At 44.8% G+C, this 14,958-nt stretch carries 13 protein-coding genes; 6 read left to right on the top strand and 7 right to left on the bottom strand.

The annotated features are described in order from the left end of the window. Positions 1-9 precede the first annotated feature (9 nt). The 3 genes from ABVF09_RS14035 to ABVF09_RS14025 form a co-directional block, all read right to left on the bottom strand. Positions 10-855 (bottom strand): aldo/keto reductase, encoded by an 846-nt coding sequence (locus tag ABVF09_RS14035; protein ID WP_371069438.1) that lies wholly within the window; start codon positions 853-855, stop codon positions 10-12. A 503-nt stretch (positions 856-1,358) separates the two neighbouring features. Further along, positions 1,359-2,369: a FecCD family ABC transporter permease gene (locus ABVF09_RS14030; protein WP_371069437.1), complete on the bottom strand. Its 1,011-nt coding sequence runs from the start codon at positions 2,367-2,369 to the stop codon at positions 1,359-1,361. Further along, on the bottom strand, positions 2,369-3,394 hold the full coding sequence (locus ABVF09_RS14025; RefSeq protein ID WP_153465506.1) for a FecCD family ABC transporter permease: 1,026 nt from the start codon (positions 3,392-3,394) through the stop codon (positions 2,369-2,371). The genes ABVF09_RS14030 and ABVF09_RS14025 overlap by 1 nt, the downstream gene beginning before the upstream one ends. A gap of 139 nt (positions 3,395-3,533) precedes the next feature. Between ABVF09_RS14025 and ABVF09_RS14020 the strand changes: the two genes are divergently transcribed. Beyond that, entirely contained in the window at positions 3,534-4,517 is a 984-nt protein-coding gene (locus ABVF09_RS14020; RefSeq protein WP_153465508.1) for an iron-hydroxamate ABC transporter substrate-binding protein, read from the top strand. A 68-nt stretch (positions 4,518-4,585) separates the two neighbouring features. Here ABVF09_RS14020 and ABVF09_RS14015 read toward each other — a convergent pair whose 3' ends face one another. From ABVF09_RS14015 to ABVF09_RS14000, 4 genes are all read right to left on the bottom strand, one after another. After that, the gene (locus ABVF09_RS14015) at positions 4,586-4,780 is read right to left on the bottom strand and encodes a DUF4177 domain-containing protein (RefSeq protein ID WP_153465510.1); all 195 of its coding nucleotides are present in this window, start codon (positions 4,778-4,780) and stop codon (positions 4,586-4,588) included. 128 nt (positions 4,781-4,908) lie between these two features. Continuing rightward, positions 4,909-5,928, bottom strand: coding sequence for a hypothetical protein (locus tag ABVF09_RS14010; protein ID WP_026772450.1), 1,020 nt, complete (start codon positions 5,926-5,928; stop codon positions 4,909-4,911). Positions 5,929-6,347: 419 nt separating this feature from the next. Continuing rightward, positions 6,348-8,192, bottom strand: a complete 1,845-nt coding sequence (locus ABVF09_RS14005; protein ID WP_371069436.1) for a YecA family protein — start codon at positions 8,190-8,192, stop codon at positions 6,348-6,350. A gap of 132 nt (positions 8,193-8,324) precedes the next feature. Further along, positions 8,325-8,693 (bottom strand): winged helix-turn-helix transcriptional regulator, encoded by a 369-nt coding sequence (locus ABVF09_RS14000; protein ID WP_026571815.1) that lies wholly within the window; start codon positions 8,691-8,693, stop codon positions 8,325-8,327. Positions 8,694-9,295: 602 nt separating this feature from the next. Here ABVF09_RS14000 and ABVF09_RS13995 point away from each other — a divergent pair. The 5 genes from ABVF09_RS13995 to ABVF09_RS13975 all read left to right on the top strand — a co-directional run bounded on the left by ABVF09_RS13995 (position 9,296) and on the right by ABVF09_RS13975 (position 14,958). Continuing rightward, positions 9,296-10,354, top strand: a complete 1,059-nt coding sequence (locus tag ABVF09_RS13995; RefSeq protein ID WP_371069435.1) for an LLM class flavin-dependent oxidoreductase — start codon at positions 9,296-9,298, stop codon at positions 10,352-10,354. Between the two features lie 12 nt (positions 10,355-10,366). Continuing rightward, positions 10,367-10,933: an NADPH-dependent FMN reductase gene (locus ABVF09_RS13990; RefSeq protein ID WP_026571817.1), complete on the top strand. Its 567-nt coding sequence runs from the start codon at positions 10,367-10,369 to the stop codon at positions 10,931-10,933. Positions 10,934-11,258: 325 nt separating this feature from the next. Next, positions 11,259-12,533 (top strand): hypothetical protein, encoded by a 1,275-nt coding sequence (locus ABVF09_RS13985; protein ID WP_371069434.1) that lies wholly within the window; start codon positions 11,259-11,261, stop codon positions 12,531-12,533. A gap of 97 nt (positions 12,534-12,630) precedes the next feature. After that, positions 12,631-13,059, top strand: a complete 429-nt coding sequence (locus ABVF09_RS13980) for a DUF1801 domain-containing protein (RefSeq protein WP_371069517.1) — start codon at positions 12,631-12,633, stop codon at positions 13,057-13,059. Positions 13,060-13,230: 171 nt separating this feature from the next. Further along, the gene (locus tag ABVF09_RS13975; RefSeq protein ID WP_371069433.1) at positions 13,231-14,958 is read left to right on the top strand and encodes an alpha-amylase family glycosyl hydrolase; all 1,728 of its coding nucleotides are present in this window, start codon (positions 13,231-13,233) and stop codon (positions 14,956-14,958) included.

The following is a 14,958-nucleotide window of genomic DNA, read 5'->3' as shown; positions in this document are numbered from 1 at the left end:
CTCTTTTTTTCAATACTCTTCGTAAACGGCAGGATCCTGGTCGTTGATGCGTCCGTCCGGTTTGGTCATGGAGGAGATACTGTTCATTTCCGCGTCGTCCAGTGAGAAATCAAAAATCGAAATGTTTTCCCGTTGCCTGTCCGGATTTGCAGATTTCGGGATAGAGATAGCCCCTAATTGATAATGCCAGCGTAACACGACTTGTGCTGCAGATTTTTGATGGCGTTCTGCGATTTGCTGGATCGTAACTTGCTGTAGGATGTTGTTGCCATGTCCAAGCGGACTCCACGATTCTGTCTTAATGCTGTTTTCTTCATGCCACTTTCTTTGTTGTCCTTGGTTGAAGTAAGGATGCAGTTCGACTTGGTTGATGCTTGGCATTTCTCCTGTTTCTTTTTCAAGCCGCTCTAAATGGTCGGGAAGGAAATTGCATACGCCAATCGAGCGGATCAGGCCTTGTTTTTTTGCATCGATCAATGCTTGCCATGCTTCTACGTAGTGATCCTGTTTCGGATTGGGCCAATGAATCAGGTAGAGGTCATAATAATCCAGGCTGGCACGATACAAGGATTCCTGGACTGTTTTGATTGCTTTCTCATAAGTTTGATAACGTCCCGGCAATTTGGATGTGATGCGCAGTTTTTCCCGGGGAACAGCACTGCGTTTCACCGCTTCGCCAACCGTACCCTCGTTTTCATAATTGTAAGCGGAGTCGATCAGCCGATAGCCGTTTTCTTCGATAGCACGCTGGATCGCAGCAGCGCCTTCATTGCCGTTAAGGGCAAAAGTACCCAAGCCGATTACCGGGAGTTCCAAACCATCATGCAGGGTCACTTCTGGAATTTGGTTGTTCATTCTATTCGCTCCTTTCTATCATTGATTTATAAGATTATCATAATTCGGACTATTTTTCCTGATTGCTGTTTTCGATGGCGTTGTGGGTTTCCCATAAAATTGGGGCTTCGGGCTATTCTTCTTACTGGAATTCAGATGGAAGTATCTACAAAGCTTGTAAACAATAGGATAGAAATCAATCCCCGCGGTATTTTGTCTTGATTATATAAAATTAGCCCCCGTAAACGCAGCGGAGGCAAGAAATGGAGACTCCAACGGGAACAGCACGAGCTGAAAAAACCGCAAGAAAGCGTTTTGTGCTTTCTGAGGAAGTGGAAGCCGTACCCGTGGAAAGCGTAGTAATCTTGCATAGCGATACGAACTACTCATCAACTAACAGGATAATAAGAAGTCTATCTAAGGAATACAAATATTAAAAAACGAGCGAATTTGATTGATTGTTCAAACTCGCTCGTTTTTTGTTTTGGTGGCCATGCTTTTGTCCCGGCCGCCTACTGTTTTCATTAGGTTTTCATCAACAAATAGATAAAGTAACTACCGCCGATGATGGATACGATGAGACCGACTGGAATTTCTGATGGTGCGAGGATGTTTCTTCCAATTGTATCTGCCACGACTAACAACAAAGCTCCCATCAATGCGGCGATCGGCAAGAATCGTTCGTGGGTAGGGCCGACTAGTTTTTTCGACAAGTGTGGGACGACCAGTCCGAGAAAGGCAATCCCTCCGCCGACTGCCACGCTGGCACCTGCCAGAGCAACTGCGATGAACAGCACGGTCATTCGTTCCCGTTCCACTTTTGTTCCGAGTCCCTGGGCGACGTCTTCCCCCAGATAAAGGGTGTTCAGTGATTTCCCCTTATATATCGCCAGCGGGACAAAGAGGAGGATCCATGGCAATAACGCGAGCACGTAACTCCAGTCTGTACCGGAAATATTGCCGGACAGCCAGACGGTTGCCCGGGTGAAATCATCTGGGTCCATCTTCAATTGGAAAATGATGATCAGCGCGGCGAAGGCACTGTTGATTCCGATTCCAACCAATACAAGCCGGATAGGAGATACACCGTTTTTCCAGGAAATTGCGTAAATCAGAACCGCTGCAGTTATTGCTCCGATTAAAGCAGATAAGGGCATCATGTAAATCGACAAAGAGTCGGAGACAACAGTGCTGCCTTCAAACAGGAAAATGTACAACACAACGGCGAAGCCTGCTCCTGCATTGATGCCGATGATACCGGGATCCGCCAATTCATTGCGCGCCACACTTTGCAGCAGGGCGCCGGAGACAGCCATCCCAGCTCCGATTAATAACGCGATAGTCATTCGCGGCAACCGGAATTGAAATAATACCATTTCGTTCTGGGCGTCACCGTTTCCGGTCACTGTCCGAAAAATCTCCAGCGGAGAAATCCGGATAACGCCGAGATTAAGACTTAACACCAATGTCGCGATGATGGCCAGGAATAAAGCAAGGCCGATCAGCCACGTTTTTTTCTTTGTTTGCTTGCTCATTATAACGATCTCCCTTCACGACGTGCTAAATAAAGAAAGAAGGGAACACCTATTAAAGCGGTAACCGTTCCGACCGGTGTTTCGAAAGGCGGATTGATCATTCGCGATACGGTGTCGGCGGCTACAAGCAGGATCGCGCCCAAAATGGCCGAACAGGGAATGATCCAGCGGTAATTGATTCCTACCAGGAAGCGGGTGATGTGTGGAATCACAAGACCAATAAAACCGATGGTGCCTGCGACCGATACTGCCGCACCTGTAAGCAAAAGGACGACGATCGTGCCTGCGAATTTAATTAGGCCTGTTCGCTGGCCGAGCCCTCTGGCCACATCTTCCCCTAAATTCATGACGGTGATCGAACGGGCGAGCAGCAGAGCCAGAATGATACCGATGATGACGATGGGAGCGAGTAATTTTACATGCACCCACTGTACGCTGGATACGCCTCCTGCGTACCAGAAACTCATATCCTTCGCGATATTGAAATGAATCGAGATACCTGATGAGAGCGAATTAAGCATCGCAGTAACCGCAGTACCTGCCAATGCCAGTTTGACCGGTGTAAGTCCGGTTTTGGAAATCGAGCCGACGGCAAAAACGATTCCGGTACCCAATCCTGCGCCGGCGAACGCCCACAGCATCATGGTTATGCTGGATGCTGACGGGGTGACTACCAGTGCGACTGCCATCATGAATGCCGCTCCGGAAGTTACTCCCATAATCGAGGGAGAAGCAAGGGGATTTCGTGTCATCCCTTGCATGATCGCCCCGGACATAGCTAAGGCGGCACCGATCAGAGCAGCTGCCAAGGCTCTGGGAATCCGTAAATTCCGGATGATTTGGTGCGAAGTGGAGGAAGCATCGAATTGGTAGATGCTTTGCCAAATCGTTGCATATTTCACGTCTGCGGCTCCATATAAAATAGACAGTCCCATCGTCAACAGTAGAACTGCCAGTCCGCCTATTAAAATAACCGTAGCAAGGAGAGGGCGGGGTCCTTTGTCTGCAGCTGTAATGTTTGCCATATGTAATACTCCTCATGGATAATCGGTAGTGAGAATACCTATCATTATAATATACTGCCAATATAAAATAAAGCTTGTCATTGATAATGAGAATTGTTATCATTTAAGATGTCAATTAGATAATCAGGAGGATAAAGACATGAAAAAGAAAAGTTATCTTTACATATTTACCAGCTTGCTAGTCTGTTTCTTTGTTTTATCTGCTTGTGGAAATAATCAGGATGAGGATAATGCCTCTGATAGCGATAATGAGAATAAACAAACCGAAACGGAAAACGAATCCGGTGAACGGACGTTGACCGATGCAATGGGAAACGAAGTCACTATTCCCGAAAATCCAGAGCGGGTGATTGCTTCCTATTTGGAAGATTATCTGGTGGCTTTGGATATTACACCTGTCGCACAGTGGTCTGTACAGGATGGAGCAAGCATCCAGGATTACTTGCAGGACTCGCTGGGCGATGTCCCGACCATTCCGCATGACCTTCCGTATGAAACGGTCGCAAGCCATGATCCCGATTTGATTATCATGGATTCCGCAGAAATGGTGGAAGGCAACAAATATGAGCAATACAGCAGCATTGCCCCGACGTATGTCGTCGGAACCGAACAAAACAATGACTGGCGGGAAGAGTTTAAGCAAATCGGCGAGATCTTCGGCAGGGAAGATGATGTTCAGAAAGAGTTGGATGAATATAAACAAAAAGCAGAAGAAGCCGGCGAGAAAATCCAAACAGCGATTGGCGACGAATCTGTAGCCGCTATCTGGCTGGTAGGAGGAACTTTCTATATCGTGAGTGATAACCTTTCCAGCGGTGACGTCCTATACAATGATCTTGGTCTGGCACTGCCGAATGTTGTGAAAGAGATATCTGAAAGCTCTGAAGCGAACTGGTCGGAAATTTCCCTGGAGAAGTTGGCTGAGCTTGACGCTGATCATATCTTCCTGATCAACAGTGACGGGGAAGGTGCTGAAGCGCTGCAGGATGACATCTGGCAGAACATCCCAGCTGTCAAAAACGACAACATTTACGAGTATGGACCAGAATCCAGCTGGCTATATACCGGACCGGTTGCGAATGAACAAATGATTGATGTTGCAGTGGAGAGTTTGACAGAATAATAACCAGTAGAGACTGGAAGAGCCTATCCGTGCAGGATAGGCTCTTTTTGCGTTAAAAACAGTGGACTTTAGTTGCTTTCATGTTTTTTTCGTTTGAAAATCAGTTCGAAAAAGGAAGCCAATCCATAGCTTTTTGTTGGTGGGGCGAAAATTTGAACCAATTCCCATCCCTCTTTTTCATGTTCGGAAACAATGCTATAGTAATCCTCTTTAGGCTTTTGTTTGTAATCCAATTCGATTTTTATAAATTTATGTTCATACAAAGCAATTACCTCCTTTTTAAGTGAATACGCTTTAAAAAGGAGGAAGGTTTCAATTTCTAGGAAACATGAGTGTATGGCTTTGAAATCATAGGGCGACAGCCAATCCACTTAAGCTATCATTTATATTTTTATTCTATCTCTGAGAAATCACTTGGCAGTTCTTCCTCATAGTTCCCGTAAATGTCTATGACTTCAAAAAACTGGTCGTCTTGATAATGTATGCCATATATATTTTTGATGATATCTTCAGCGTCTAGATCTTCATCATATTTGCTTTCAAGCTGGAAATAATCTATGTAATCGATTTTCCCATGTGGCGGAACTGTCATTGTAGAATCGAATGCATCGTCATGTAAGTCGGCTTCAGAATATTCTTCCCCGGTATCGAAGACAAAGCATCTTGTTGCATCATAGTGAACTTCCTCATCCGACAAGTTTTCGACCCGGATATAGGCTTTTGCGAGCTGATTGTTTCTGGCTTCCATTTGATAAGCGGTAACCTTGAGTCTGTCTTCGGGGATGAAACCGTTGATGCTTTCTGGCGTGCTTTCAGCTTGTTCATCAGCTGGCTGCTCAATACTCTCGCTTGCAGCTATCTCATCAGTTGCATCAATCGGTGCTTCTGCTTCCTGTTTTTGTTCTTTCAAAATACCTGCATAAGATTCTGGCACTTCCTGGTGTAAGTTTATCGTCACAGGCACATCCAGATACTCCCCTTCGTACTTCAAGTTGAAATCCTCTGCTAGAAGTGGCTTTTGGGTCGCTTGTAAATCAGTGATCATGTCAGTATAAAGATAACCTTCAGATTGACGTTCAATAGTTTCCGTACGGATATCATTATCGGCGGTTAGCTGATAGCCGTGTTGCTCTCCATCGATCTCTGTCCAAATCGAAAAATCATCTTCCCCAATTTCGATTTTCTCATCCGTGTTGTTTTTGGCTGCAATCAGTACTGGGATTTGCCCATCGTCGCTTAGCTGGTCACTTGCGAGGTAAGCTTCAAACATAATGTCCTGGGGAACTGTTTCTCTTTGACTCGTTTGAGAGTTCTCGCTTTTTGCTTGGGTTTTTTCTTCGTTCTTGGCAGTATTGCAAGCAGCTAAAGCAACCAGTGCAGCTACTGCCAGTAAAAAATATAAATTTTTCATGTTGAATTCCTTCCTGATAAATAGATTCTGAACAAAAATATTCTACACCTTATTGGTGCGATTTGGTAGATGCAAATATTCGAAGCTTCGGTGGTTGGTGAAATGCCATGATAAAAAAAGATAAGAAGCCGCAGTCTATTACGTGCGGAAATCAGACCACGAAAACTAGCGGATGCAAGATTCGGAGACTCCGAGGGGAACAGCAGGAGCTGAAAATCCCGCGAAACAGCGGTTGCTGCTTTCTGAGGGAGTTGAAGGAACGCGCAGTATCTTGCCGCAGCGATACGAAGCACGCATCAAACAACAGGATAATAAGAAGTCTATCTATGGCACACAAAAATTAAAAAACGAACGGATTTGATTTATATATCATATCCGTTCGTTTTTTCTTTTGTGGCCATGATTATGTCCCGGCCACTTTATTTATGCTCATACTCTGTTTCATAGATTTCCAGCATTTCCATTTGGTAGTCTTTCGCGGCAGCGGCAACCTGTTTGTCGATTGTGAGCTTGCCTTCATTGGCCAGCCACTTGGTCAGCGCTTTTACCGTTGTGACCATATCCTTGATCATCGACTTGCTGACTTCTTCATTTAAAGCGAAGAAATCGACCAATAATAGATCACGCCAGAATGCCAAATCACACGCTTCCCAGCTTTGCTTCTCCCTTGCTTCCAAAGCCTCTCTTATATCAAACAGACTGTTACGGTATTTACGTTCCGTTCCTTCCGATTTTCCAACTGTTTTTTCTTTGTAAAAAGCAACGATGTCTTTAACGTAAAATGCATTTACCGTTTCCGCCGTGAATCCGAGTTTTTCATAAATTGGAATATCGGCTTCGGACACCACGTGTTCCCGAGGCTCGGGAGAAACTGGTCGGATGCTGGTATGACGGTTTTCTCCTCCAGTCACAAATGGTGACAGCGGCAGGCCGAGTTCTTTCCTGACGGTATTGAAGTCGGGAGTGATATCGACAGCTCCGTATCTTTCATGAACCATTCGATGCATATCATTTTCGGCCTGCTTCAGCCATTGTTCGGCAAGTTCCACTTGTCCGGCCGAGACGAGTTCCCGTAAAGATTGGTTGTCATAAACCGGGATTTTCTTATCCACATCGGTATGCAAGGAATGATGGGCGTATAAAGCGATATATTCCGGCACTCCTTCATCAGAGGAAATAGCCAATTGCTTACTGTCTATCTGTACGGGAAGCATGAAGCGCTGTTCAAAGTTTTCCGCATAAGAAATCGCACCGTTGGTCTTTTCCACTTTTCGCAAGAAGGCGTCGACGGTTTCCCGGTCGGTTGTCGTGAAGGTCAATGACTTGTTTTCGATTTCCAAGGTGGCGTTCACTTCCGACAAATGGACCTTTCCATTTATTTCGCTGTCGCTATATTCCTGGACGTTGCTCAACCAAGTCAGTCTCTTATGGGTAACTCCCCATTCATCGATGCCGAAATCCTCATCGTTATACAAAAACTTCTCCGCTTCGTCTTTGTCGTTCAACAGGAACATGTACGTGTAAGTCACTTTTTCCTGTTTGGCGCGTTCTTCGGTTTCCGGACCGTTCACCATCGCTCCCAGAATCTCTGGATAGTATTCCAGCAAAACTTGCTCCAGGTCAGCACCGTTTTCCGTTTTTAAATCCCTGATGTAATTTACTGCGTGATAAAATTGCTTGGGTGAAACCAACGACCTCACTCCGTTGAAATAGTAAGAATCATCGACAGGCTCAAGCAGCGCCAATGTTCCGTGCCAAGGAAAAACTTGTGGAAGGTTTTCCTTCGTGATGGGAAGGTTGAATGTTTCTCCGCTGAACTGTTCTCGGAAAATAGCCTCTTTCTCGTTACTGTCGATTGCTTCAATCATTTTCGGCTTCATCCGCACCCAACGTTCCGCCATTTGTTTTTCTTCTGGGGAAAGCCGCTGTTCGTTTTCGGCCAGGAACCATTCAATTCCGCGCAAGCCATTGTCATATCGATGGAAGAAATAGAGCCAGAAATTGAAAAATCCCCGTTGATTGCCTCCAAGTCCGCTGTTTGCCCGCTTTTTAAACTCAGCTTCCAACGGATGATAAGCATTGATGGACAGCTTGTCCAGGATAAAATCGTTCAACTGGTTGACCATGTTGAGCTTTTGCTGGGCAAACCGTTCTTCTTTCACCTCTTGCAGTTGAACGACATAGTCTTTCTTCATACAGCATTTTTTATATTTTTTCCCGCTGCCGCAAGGGCACAGGTCATTTCTGCCAACTTTCGTAATCATCTGTATTCTCCTTTGCGTTAGGTTTTTCTATTAATGTTTCGTTTGCCTGCCCGGATGGACAGAAAGCATTTCAATCTATGTAGGAGCTAGCACACCAAAAAGGCTGCCGTAAGCAGCCTTGCCATTGTAACATTATTCGTCTGAGGAAACGGTTTTAAGAGCTTTGTAGTTGTTTTTCTGTTGCTTGTGGAGGGTATGCCGGGTTCCCCATTCATGCATCGCCTCCAGAATCGGTTGTAAGCTCATGCCGTATTCCGTGATCGAATATTCCACTTTCGGCGGTACTTGCGGATAAACGACACGCTTAATAATATCCTCTTCTTCCAGTTCACGCAACTGTTTTGTCAGCATTTTTTGCGTAATTCCCGGCACACTACGTTTAAGATCGCTGAAACGTTTCGTGCCGTCCTTCAGCAAATGAAGCAGGATAATCGGCTTCCATTTACCAACCAGGATGCCCAACGCATCTTCTACTTTGCACAAATCCGGTTCGATCGTCATGAAGTTCACCTTCTCATGGTATCTTTTAGTATACTATAGCACTTCTAAGTGGGTACTTACATTATTTGTTTATATCTTTTACAATAACAGTGCACAGGGAAAAAAGAAAGGCGGAAATTTTGTGGAAGCTTTTCCTATCATCCAAAACAAAGGAATGGAATTAGGTTTGTAGACAGAGAAGAGTTTTACCTTACGGACATCAAAACAAAGAAGGTAATAATTATTTACTTAAAAGATATTGGAAAGTTTGACTTATATTTTCGACGATAATTTTATCTTTATTTTTGCTGAATAAACTTCTCTTTCCTTTGGAAATAGTGAGTTATTTTGTAATAGCGTTAATTATTTTATTACCGTTTATTTTCTATGTGTGTGTCAATAAAAAAGAAAGAAACAAGCATATGACCGAAGAATAATAGGTTGGTGAACAGGAACGATTAGCCAAACTCATTGTAAATGGCGAAGCTGACCGAGAATGCAGGACTAGCGGCCAGCGGGGGCGGGGAAAGCTGTTAAAAGCAGTTTGTTTCATCATTAGCCTCAACTATCCTGGCAACAAAGAAACGGTCAGGAAGTCAAGTTTGCTGAAAGGTGGAAGGAACATGGAAAAATATCGAATCGATAAAAACAAAGGATTGGAATTTGGGATTTATACATTGGGCGATCATTTGCCGAACCCATTGACAGGAGAGAGGATTTCAGCAGAACAGCGGCTGCATGAAATCATTGAATACGCAAAACTGGCCGACCAGGCAGGAATCGATTTCTTCAGTGTCGGGGAGAGCCACCAAGAGTATTTCGCGACCCAGGCACATGCTGTGGTGCTTTCGGCAATTGCTCAGGCGACGGAAAACATCAAAATAGCCAGTTCATCGACGATTATCAGTACCTCTGATCCGGTGCGTGTTTACGAAAACTTTGCCACCCTCGACTTGATTTCCAAAGGAAGAGCGGAAATCATCGCCGGCCGAGCCTCCCGGATTGGATTATTTGATTTATTGGGCTATAATATCCGCGACTATGAAGAACTGTTTGAAGAGAAGTTCGATTTGCTGCGGCAAATCAATGAACAGGAAACAGTCAACTGGAGCGGAGAGTTCCGGGCGCCATTGAAAAATGCGCGTGTCCTGCCTCGTCCGCAATCTGGTTCCATGCCGATTTGGCGTGCGGTGGGCGGTTCTCCTGCCAGCGCGATCAAAGCCGGTTATGCAGGGGTTCCGATGTTCCTTGCGCATTTGGGAGGGCCGGCAACGGTGTTCAAACGTTCGGTCGATGCATACCGGGAGGCAGCGCGCAGCAGAGGTTTCGATACGGACGAACTGCCGGTCGCGACTGCAGGCTTTTTCTATGCAGCTGAATCTTCTCAGCAGGCACTCAAAGACATGTACCCATTCATCAACGAGGGCATGAAGAAAACAAACGGACAGGGCTTTCCAAAGCAGCATTTTGCACAAGGGGTCGATCCGCATAATATCATGAACATAGGCAGTCCGCAGGAAATCATCGAAAAGATTTTGTATCAGCACGAGTTGTTCGGTCATCAGCGGTATATTGCCCAAATCGACTTCGGAGGCATGCCGTTTGATAAATTGCAGAAAAATATCAAGTTGATCGGTACGGAAATTTTACCAGCGATCAGAAAATATACAGCAAAGGATTAGGAGGAAGCGGAAGTGAAAATTGTCGGATTATCCGGTTCAAAGGTAGGCAGCAAGACGAGAACAGCCATGAACTATACCGTCCAAGCGCTCCAGGAAAAATATCCGGATACAGAAGTGACGTTAATCGATTTGGCTGAGTATGATGTCCAGTTCAGTGATGGGCGGAATTACATGGAATACGATGGAGATACAAAATATGTAGCGGAGACAATCATGGAAGCTGATGCGATTGTCATCGGTACTCCTGTATTTCAGGCGTCGATTCCGGCTACGTTGAAAAATGTTTTTGACCTGCTTCCGGTCAATGCGTTCCGTGACAAGGTCGTCAGCATATTGGTGACAGCAGGTTCGCCGAAGCATTATTTGATGGTCGAGCAGCAATTGAAACCGATTCTTGCTTATATGAAAGCACAAATGGTGCAAACGTATGTGTTTATCGAGGAAGAAGATTTTTACCGCAAAGAAATCGTCAATGATGACGTATTGTTCCGCATCGGACGGCTGGCAGAGGACACTGTTGTGTTAACCGAGACATTCAGCCAGATTCGGGAAGCGAAAGAAGCGGAATACGATTTTTAAAAGAAGTGAAACAGGGACAAAAGCATAGTGACCAAAACAAAAACCGAACGAATTCGACTCGTTCGGTTTTCGTACTTACATATATACAGAGCAAATCTCCACGCCGACAAGGTCCCTTGCTTTTCAATAGACTATCTTTTTCTGTTTTTCACTCATTCATCTTAGGAAATTTGCTGACGCTTTACCAGCTTTATTTGGCATGGGTTATGAAGTTATATCGGTATTCCGAAGTCTTAAGACGAAACAAATGCACGAGTGTTTTCGTAGTAATCAATATAATGCCAACTTTGACCAGGATATAAGCGGTTGAAGGAAGGAGAGGAATATGGACGATAGAATGAAAGCATTGGTGGATTTGACGAAAAAGAAATTTGGTCTGCACAACTACTATTTGGGGAGACATGCTTTTAATCGCCATGTAGACATGTTTAAACAAACGAAATATACCTTGAGCATGGAATGGTTTCCAATCCATGCTCAAGTGCCCGACGAAAATGGGTTAAATCCAGAGGGGACGGCAGTAATTGAAATGGATATCAATCAACATGTTTTCTCGAGTGCCATATTTGTCGGTGGGAAATCATTTGCGGAAAACGGCATCGCTTTTTCTCCTTCATCAAGGGAGGCTGTCATCAGTTGGGTGGAGAAAGAAACCGGGCTGGTATTTGGTAATCAATTCTCCGCACAGAAAGCTTCCTGTCAAGAATTTCGGTTTCAATCCTGTGTGGACGGAATGCCCACTTCTCCCGGTGGTCAAATAGAAATAAAGCAGGATGATGAAGGAAAACTAATCTTCTTTTCGATTACCGGAGAGTTTCCGACGACGGAAGTGGTGGAGAAAGCTGTCTATCAACTGAGTATTGACACCATAGAAGAGTTGGCGAAGAAACAAGTGCAGTCGGTTGAGTTTCCGGTTTTTGAGCAAGAGAAGCTGACTTCCGTTTACGCGTTGGAAGAAATATACGTGAAAAACGATCGAAAAGCGATACCTTTTGAAGTGAACGCTTCCTCCGGGACTATTGTATTAGTAGACACCCCCCTCTTCTGGGGGAAACAGGTTGATTCAGTAAGTTCTTTTACTCCGCTAGAGATGAGCTGGCAGGAAAATATAACAATGGATCAGGCATTTGCTATGGAGCCATCGCCGGATGTATTGCCAATTACCTGTGAGCAAGAAGCTGGATGTAAGGAGGCAGTAAGAGAAGTGCTGCAGCAAGAATACCCGGATGATTCAGGAAAGTGGATCATGAAGACAGTCCACCGTGAAAATGGAAAACTGGTTGCAACGCTAAAGCCCAATAATCATAGTCAGAGGGTGTTTAGTAGAAAGCTGCTTGTATTTATCGATGCTGATCGTTTAATCCCGGAAAATTTTATCGATAACCAAGACTTGTGGAAAATGTTTGAGTCCTGGGAAGCCCCTGAATCTGTAACCATCCCTAAAGAAATGGCATTTGAGAAAATGAAGGACCTGTTGAAGCTGGAACCGGTATATGTATATGATTCTACTGAAAACAAGTACATCCTCTGCGGCAAACTTGATTGCCACTATGGCGTTTCTGGAGCTGATGGAGAAGTTTTTTCGCTAAAAGATTTATAGGGGTATAAAAGGCTGATCATGACCTGGTTTTTAGCTGGTTGTTTGTTATACTCAGGGATAAGAGAATGAAAAAATGTCAAGAAGGGCGGGAAGCAACGTGTACGAGCTGAAGACGAAAGAGAACGAGCATAGTGTCATCGCGTTTATCGAAGCGGTCGACCATCCGAAAAAAAGGGAGGATGCCTATCAATTGTTGGACATCTTTACCGAAACGACTGGATATCAGGCAAAAATGTGGGGAGCGAGTATCATCGGTTTTGGCTCCTATCATTACAAATATGCTTCCGGTCACGAGGGAGATGCTCCGCTCGTCGGTTTTTCTCCGCGCAAGGCCCGCATCAGCCTGTATATGGCAACCGGTGATCCAAATCGTGAAAAGCTGCTTCCTGAGCTGGGGAAACATAAGGCCGGGAAAGGCTGTATTTATATCAATAAGCTTGCGGATATCAATCCAGCTGTTCTAAAAAAGATGATCATCCAGTCCGTGACGTTTTTGCAGGAAGCTTATCCGTCCTCCAAAAAATGATTGGCCGTTATCGCCGCACCTGGCAAACAGGGAGCGGTATTTTTTTGGAAATTTTATGTTCAAATGAACAAAATAAAACTTGTTTATGAGCATTATTTTGTTACAGGTAACATTGAAAGCGGTTTTTCGGTTTGATAGAATGTAACAATCAAAGCTGAGGAGGCGAACAACATGGAAATAAACAAGAAAACGCTTCACGCTATGGAAGAGAAGTTGCAATCCATTTATGAACAGCAGGACGCTGCCTACTTACTGACAAATATACAACGATTGCTGGATGAGTATGAGTCGACTATTCCAACTCAAAACAGGAAGCACGAGTTTGTATCGGAGAAGGATACGATTTTGATTACGTATGGCGATACCATCAAGGAAGACGGCAAAGCTCCTTTACAAAGTCTCCACGAATTTCTGAACGGTCATGTGAAGGATACCGTGTCCGGTGTCCATGTACTGCCTTTTTATCCTTTCAGTTCGGATGATGGCTTTTCTGTAATCGATTACTTTTCGGTCGATTCAAAGCTGGGCAGTTGGGATGAAGTTGAAATCCTTTCAGACGATTATGAATTGATGTTCGACGCTGTTATCAATCATATTTCCGCCAAAAGTGATTGGTTCCAGGAGTACCTGAAAGGGAATCCTGCATATCAGGATTTCTTTATCGAAGCCGATCCGGAAGCTGATTACAGCAAGGTTACTCGTCCAAGGGCATTGCCGCTGCTGACGAAATTTGAAACCGCTAACGGACCGAAATACATTTGGACAACGTTCAGTGAAGATCAGATTGACCTGAATTATAAAAATCCGGATCTCGTTCTGAAGATCATTGAATTGCTTTTATTTTATATCGCCAAGGGAGCCAAGTTGATCCGTCTCGATGCCATCGGATTTCTATGGAAAGAGATGGGCACGAGCTGCATCCATTTGGATCAGACCCATCGAATGATTCAATTGTTCCGGCATATCGTCGAGACGATTGCGCCTGATACGATTTTGATAACGGAAACCAATGTCCCGCATAAGGACAATATCAGTTATTTTGGAAATGGATATAACGAAGCGCGCATGGTGTACCAGTTCCCGCTGCCTCCATTGACGCTTCACACCTTTTTGACCGGGGATGCGAGTCACCTTGCTGACTGGGCAAGCAGCCTGGAAGAAACAACGGAAGAGACCACCTTTTTTAATTTTCTGGCTTCGCATGACGGGATCGGCGTCCGTCCTGTGGAGGGAATCTTGACCGATGAGGAAGTCGAGGGAATGATCGACCAGGTTCAGTCCCACGGCGGCTATGTTTCTTACAAAGATAATGGGGACGGAACCAAAAGTCCATATGAGCTGAACATCAATTACTTTGATGCATTGTCACACCCAGATGATGAATTGGAAAAGAAGGTGAAGCGGTTTGCGGCTGCACAGTCGGTTTTGCTTTCTGTAACCGGTGTTCCCGGCATCTATATTCACAGTATGCTTGGTTCGCAGAATGATCAGGAAGGAGTCGAGGCGACTGGACGTTACCGTTCCATCAATCGAGAGAAGCTTAATCGGAGCAAGCTTGAAAAAGAGCTTGCAGATCCATCGTCAATACGCAGCCAGGTACTGGATAACCTGAAACAATTGATCAAGATAAGAACCGCTGAACGGGCATTCCATCCAAACAGCCCACAGCAAGTACTCAAGTTGAACAACCATGTCTTTTCAATCGTCCGGACGAATAAAGACAATGCAGAAGAAAAAGTATTTGTCCTGATCAATGTATCCGATAATCAGCAAAGCCTGATTCTTGATAGTGGCAGCCAAACAGCACGCGATCTTATTTCAGGAAAAACCTATCGCCCCCAAACGGATAAGCTGTCGGTTTCCCTCGAGCCGTATCAAGTTATCTGGTTGAAGGCCTAG

The organism is Sediminibacillus sp. JSM 1682029, assembly GCF_041366435.1.
Lineage (GTDB): Bacteria > Bacillota > Bacilli > Bacillales > Amphibacillaceae > Sediminibacillus > Sediminibacillus terrae.
The sequence above is the reverse complement of the archived record's forward strand: the minus strand, read 5'-3'. Positions and strand labels throughout refer to the sequence as shown.

Bases quoted from the DNA above. Each gene is read 5' to 3' on its own strand.
- ABVF09_RS14000 (WP_026571815.1), bottom strand. From the start codon at position 8,693: ATGACGATCGAACCGGATTTGTGCAAAGTAGAAGATGCGTTGGGCATC.
- ABVF09_RS14030 (WP_371069437.1), bottom strand. From the start codon at position 2,369: ATGAGCAAGCAAACAAAGAAAAAAACGTGGCTGATCGGCCTTGCTTTA.
- ABVF09_RS13975 (WP_371069433.1), top strand. From the start codon at position 13,231: ATGGAAATAAACAAGAAAACGCTTCACGCTATGGAAGAGAAGTTGCAA.
- ABVF09_RS13985 (WP_371069434.1), top strand. From the start codon at position 11,259: ATGGACGATAGAATGAAAGCATTGGTGGATTTGACGAAAAAGAAATTT.
- ABVF09_RS14020 (WP_153465508.1), top strand. From the start codon at position 3,534: ATGAAAAAGAAAAGTTATCTTTACATATTTACCAGCTTGCTAGTCTGT.
- ABVF09_RS14035 (WP_371069438.1), bottom strand. From the start codon at position 855: ATGAACAACCAAATTCCAGAAGTGACCCTGCATGATGGTTTGGAACTC.
- ABVF09_RS14005 (WP_371069436.1), bottom strand. From the start codon at position 8,192: ATGATTACGAAAGTTGGCAGAAATGACCTGTGCCCTTGCGGCAGCGGG.
- ABVF09_RS14025 (WP_153465506.1), bottom strand. From the start codon at position 3,394: ATGGCAAACATTACAGCTGCAGACAAAGGACCCCGCCCTCTCCTTGCT.
- ABVF09_RS13995 (WP_371069435.1), top strand. From the start codon at position 9,296: ATGGAAAAATATCGAATCGATAAAAACAAAGGATTGGAATTTGGGATT.
- ABVF09_RS14010 (WP_026772450.1), bottom strand. From the start codon at position 5,928: ATGAAAAATTTATATTTTTTACTGGCAGTAGCTGCACTGGTTGCTTTA.